Annotated in this window: 4 protein-coding genes; all 4 read left to right on the top strand. The window is 68.8% G+C overall.

The features are described 5' to 3' along the window. Nucleotides 1-56: 56 nt before the first annotated feature. Nucleotides 57-2,120 carry a S46 family peptidase gene (locus ER13_RS16080; RefSeq protein ID WP_035310886.1) on the top strand — a complete coding sequence of 688 codons (2,064 nt, stop codon included), beginning with the start codon at nucleotides 57-59 and terminating at the stop codon, nucleotides 2,118-2,120. After that, complete coding sequence (locus ER13_RS16075; RefSeq protein ID WP_035310884.1) at nucleotides 2,117-2,626, top strand: GNAT family N-acetyltransferase; 510 nt, start codon at nucleotides 2,117-2,119, stop codon at nucleotides 2,624-2,626. The genes ER13_RS16080 and ER13_RS16075 overlap by 4 nt, the downstream gene beginning before the upstream one ends. 208 nt (nucleotides 2,627-2,834) lie before the next feature. After that, nucleotides 2,835-3,410, top strand: coding sequence for a TetR/AcrR family transcriptional regulator (locus ER13_RS16070; RefSeq protein ID WP_008261319.1), 576 nt, complete (start codon nucleotides 2,835-2,837; stop codon nucleotides 3,408-3,410). Next, nucleotides 3,410-5,060: MFS transporter (locus tag ER13_RS16065; protein WP_052005167.1), on the top strand; the 1,651-nt coding region annotated here is incomplete at its 3' end. The genes ER13_RS16070 and ER13_RS16065, both read left to right, overlap by 1 nt.

Here is a 5,060-nt window from a genome sequence, read left to right as displayed (position 1 = left end):
GCGCTGCGCGCCGGCCACCCTCCCCGGACTGGGAGGGAGAGTTCTGGAGTCCCCCCATGCGCCTCGCCCTTCTCGCCTCCGCCGCCGTCATCGCCTTCGCCTCATCGGCCAGCGCCGAAGAAGGCATGTGGACCTTCGACAACTTCCCCGTCGCCCGCGCCAACCAGACGCTGGGAACCGACATCGACCAGGCCTTCCTGGACCGTGTCCGTCTGTCCTCGGTGAAGTTCGGCGGCTGTTCGGCGGGCGTGGTCTCGGGCCAGGGCCTGGTCATGACCAACAATCACTGCGTCGCCACCTGCGTCGCCAACCTCTCCACGCCCCAGGTCAATTACGCCGAGACCGGCTTCCTCCCGAAATCGCGCGAGGAAGAGCTGAAATGCCCCGGCGCCACCGCCGAAATCCTGACCGACATCAGCGACGTGACCGAGCGGATGCACAAGGCCGGCGCCGGGCTTGAAGGCCAGGCCTTCACCCAGGCCCGCGACGCCGAGGCCGGCCGGATCGAGAGCGAAGCCTGCGGCAACGATCCCAAGATCCGCTGCCAGGTCGTCAGCCTGTACCGGGGCGGCCAGTTCAAGCTCTACACCTACCGCAAATATTCCGACGTCCGCCTGGCCTGGGCGCCCGAGGATCGCGCCGCCACCTTCGGCGGCGATCTGGACAACTTCTCCTTCCCCCGCTTCGCCATAGATGCCGCCTTCATCCGCCTGTACGAGGATGGTGAGCCTGCGGTCACATCAACCCATTTCGCCTGGAACCCGAACAAGCCGACGCAGGGCGAGGCCGTCTTCATCTCCGGCAATCCCGGTTCGACCCAGCGCCTGCTGACCATGGACCAGCTGACCACCATCCGCGACGTGGTCCTGCCGCTGGACCAGTTGATCGCCTCCGAACTGCGCGGCCGGTTGATCCGCTATTCCGAAGAGGGCGAGGACCAGGCCTTCATCGCCATGGACCCCATCGTGGGCCTTGAGAACACCTACAAGCGCGGCCGTGGCCGGATGGCCGCCCTGATCGATCCGGCCTTCATGGCCCGCAAGGCCGAGCAGGAAACCGACTTCCGCGCCCGCGCCGCCGGGTCCGGCGTCGATCCCTGGTCAACGCTCAGCACGGTCCAGCCCGTCGCCCGTGAACTCTATCCCTCCATGGCCCTGCTGGAAGGCGGCACGGGCCTGGGCACGACCTCGGTCGCCGGCGGGTCGCAGCTGTTCGCCTGGGCCCGCACCCTGGTGCGCGGCGCCCAGGAACGCGCCAAGCCGTCGGACCAGCGCCTGCCCGAGTTCGCCGACAGCCGTCTGTCGGGCGTCGAGTCCCGCCTGTTCGCCGAACGTCCCACCTATCCCGAGCTTGAGCAGATCCGGCTGGAATGGTGGCTGTCCAAGACCCGCGAATGGCTGACGGTCGACAGCCCTTCGGTCCGCACCCTGCTGGGCAAGGAGAGCCCCGAGACCCTGTCGGCCCGACTGGTCGCCGGCACGACCCTGGCTGACCCGGCCGTGCGCCGCGCCCTGTGGACCGGCGGTCTCGCCGCCGTCCAGGCCTCGACCGATCCAATGATCCGCTACGCCCTGGCCATCGACGCCGACGCCCGCGCCGTTCGCGACGCCTGGGAGACGCGGGTCCAGGCCCCGACCGACCGCGCCTCGGAACAGCTGGCTGCCGCCCGCTTCGCCGCCTATGGCGACGCCGTCTATCCCGACGCCACCGGCACCCTGCGCCTGACCTATGGCCAGGTCGAAGGCTCCGACGTTCCCGGTCAGCGATTCGCCGCCTTCACCACCTTCGCCGGCCTGTGGGACCGCGCCACCGGCGCCGAGCCCTTCGCCGTCGCGCCCAAACTGCTGGCGGCCAAGGACCGGATCGACCCGAACGCCGTCATGGACATGGCCGTTTCGACCGACACCATCGGCGGCTCGTCGGGGTCTCCCGCCATCAATGCGAAGGGCGAGATCGTGGGCGCCAATTTCGACTCCACCGTCCTCACCCAGCGCAACGCCTACGGCTATGACCGCGCCGTCAACCGCAGCGTCATCGTCACCACCCAGGCCGTGACCGTCGCTCTGCGCGACGTCTATGGCATGGACCATCTGGTGCAGGAGCTGGGCGTTTCCAGGTGAGCGACATCGCCTTTCGCGCGGCGACGCCCGAAGACGTCGCCGCGCTCCATCCCCTGATCGAGCGCGCCTATCGCGGCGAGACGGCCAAGGCCGGCTGGACGCACGAGGCGGACCTGCTGTTCGACACCCGCACCAGCGCCGAAGAATTGTCGGCCCTGATCGCCGATCCCGACCGGGTCATTCTGCTGGCCCATCGCAACGGCGCCCCGGTCGGCTGCGTCCAGGTCGCCCGCATCGGCGACGACCGGACCTATCTCGGCCTGCTGACCGTCGAGCCGAGCCTGCAAGCCTCCGGCCTGGGCCGCCGCCTGCTGGCCGCCGCGGAGACCGAGGCCGTCGCCCGGTTCGCGGCCCGCCGCATGGAGATGACCGTCATCCACCGCCGCGCGGAACTGATCGCCTGGTACGAACGGCGCGGCTACCGCCCCACCGGCGAGACCCGCCCCTTCCCCGTCGATCCGCCTCGGCCCGAGCTGGATTTCGTGGTGCTGGAGAAGGGGCTGTAAACTCCCCTTCCTTCTCCCTTGGGGAGAAGGTGGCCCGAAGGGCCGGATGAGGGCCCGCCGGTGGGCCAGCTCGCACCGCCGCGCCCCTCACCCTTGCGCGCAAGACTGATCGCTACGCTCTCAGCCGCTCAAGCCCTCCCCGCTGGGAGAGGGATCTTCGAACGGCCCCTTGCAAAACGGACACCCATGTCCATTTATGCGCGTCATCATGTCGCGCCCCGCCCCCAAACATGTCCGTAAGGACGTCGTCCACAACCACGCCGCCCTGCTTGAGGCCGCGCGCGCGGTCTTCGCCGACCAGGGGCTGGACGCGCCGCTGGACCTGATCGCGGAAAAGGCCGGCGTCGGACGCGGCACCCTGTATCGTCATTTCGCCGACCGCACCGAACTGGCCCTGGCCGTGCTTGAGGCCGACCTCGCCGACCTGGACCGCCGCACCGCCGAACAGGGCGACGCCCCGGAAGCCTTCTTCTGGTTTCTGGACCGGCTGGCGGAAGACATGATCCGCAACGCCGGCCTGGCGGGGTTGGTCCGGAACGTGAGGTCGCCCGATGCGCTTACCCCCCTGCGGCAGAGCTTGATGGAGGCGGGCGCCGCCCCCCTCGAACGGGCCCAGGCGGCCGGTCTGGTGCGAAAGGATCTGCGGCCGATGGACATCCGCCTGATCGCCACCCTGCTGGGCGCCGGCTTCCAGGGCGCCGACGAGGCCGAGCGTCAGGCCGTGTCCCAGCGCACCCGCGTCATCATTCTGGACGGGCTGAAGCCCAGGCCGGAGGCGTCCTGATGGCTCGTCGCGCCGATCACAACTGGCATCTGCCCTGGGAGCAGTATCTCGCCACCCTGAAGCCGCACGAGCGACCCACCCTGCCCGGCTCGCCGGCCACGCCCGACCATACGGCCTGGCTGCGGTTGCAGTACGCTCTGACCGGGGTTCTGGTGGCCCTGGTCGGCAGCCTGGGCAACGCGGCCGTCACCGCCAATCTGACCAGTCTTCAGGGCTCGTTGGGGATCACGATCACCGAGGCGGCCTGGCTGCCGGTCGTCTTCGTCATGACCAACGCCTGCATGAACCTGATCCTGTTCAAGTTCCGCCAGCAATACGGCCTGCGCCTGTTCACCCAGATCTGCCTGACCGCCTTCGTTGTCACCTGCGCCGCCCACCTGGCGGTCGACAACTATGAGTCCACCCTGTTCGTCCGCGCCGTCGCAGGCATGGCGGCGGTGGGGCTCAGCACCCTGGGCTTCCTCTATATGATCCAGGCCTTCCCGGCCCAGCACCGCCTGAAGGGACTGGTGATCGGCATCGGCCTGTCCAGCTTCGCCGTCCCCATCGCCCGGCTGATCATGCCCAGCCTGCTGGAGATGAACGACTGGCGCGCCTTCTACACCTTCGAGCTGGGCATGGCGCTTCTGGCCTGGGCCGCCGTCCAGGTGCTGCGCCTGCCCCCGTCCGAGCGGCTGAAGCTGTTCGAGCCGCTGGACTTCGTCACCTTCGCCCTGTTCGCGCCGGGCGTGGCCCTGCTGGCCGCCGTCCTGGGTCTGGGCCGGATCGTCTGGTGGACCGATGCCGCCTGGATCGGCTGGGCCCTGGCCGGCGCCATCCTGCTGCTGACTGCGGCGCTGATGATCGAGTACGATCGGCGGAATCCGCTAATCAACGTCCGCTGGCTGACCGGCCCGGACATCCTGCGCCTGTTCGGCGCCATCCTGCTGATCCGCATCACCCTGTCGGAACAGACCTCGGGCGCCGTGGGCTTCCTGACCGTGGTCGGCCTGGGTCCGGACCAGTTGCACGGTCTCTTCCTGCTGATCCTGCTGGCCATGATCGCCGGCACGGCGGTCAGCGCCCTGACCCTGAACATGGCCAAGCTGAACAAGCCCATCGCCATCGCCCTGGGCCTCATCGCCGTCGGCGCCTTCATCGACAGCCACGCCACCGTTCTGACCCGTCCGGCCCAGCTGTATGTCAGCCAGGCCATGATCGCCTTCGCCTCGGCCATGTTCGTCGGCCCGGCCCTGCTGATCGGCGTCGGCAAGGTGCTGCAACAGGGCGCGCGCAACATCATCAGCTTCATCGTCATGTTCAGCGTGCTTCAGAACCTGGGCGCCCTGGCCGGCAGCGCCCTGATCGGCACGATCCAGGTGGTGCGCGAGAAATTCCATTCGAACCAGCTGTCCGCCGACATCACCAGCCTGAATCCCGAGGTGGTTCTGCGCCTGCGCCAGCTGTCCGGCGCCTATGCCTCGACCATCACCGACCCGGCCCTGCTGAACGCCGAGGGCGTGGCCATGCTCACCCGTCAGGTGACGCAACAGGCCAATATCCTGGCCTATAACGACGTCTTCCTGATCATCGCCGCGGCCGCCGGCCTGGGCTGCGCCTGGGTCACGGCCGTCCATCTGCATCCGCGTTTCGAGGCGCGCCGCCAGGCGA

Origin of the sequence: Brevundimonas sp. EAKA (assembly GCF_000698025.1) — a bacterium.
Taxonomy (GTDB): Bacteria; Pseudomonadota; Alphaproteobacteria; order Caulobacterales; family Caulobacteraceae; genus Brevundimonas; species Brevundimonas mediterranea_A.
This window is presented reverse-complemented; position numbering and strand designations above follow the sequence as displayed.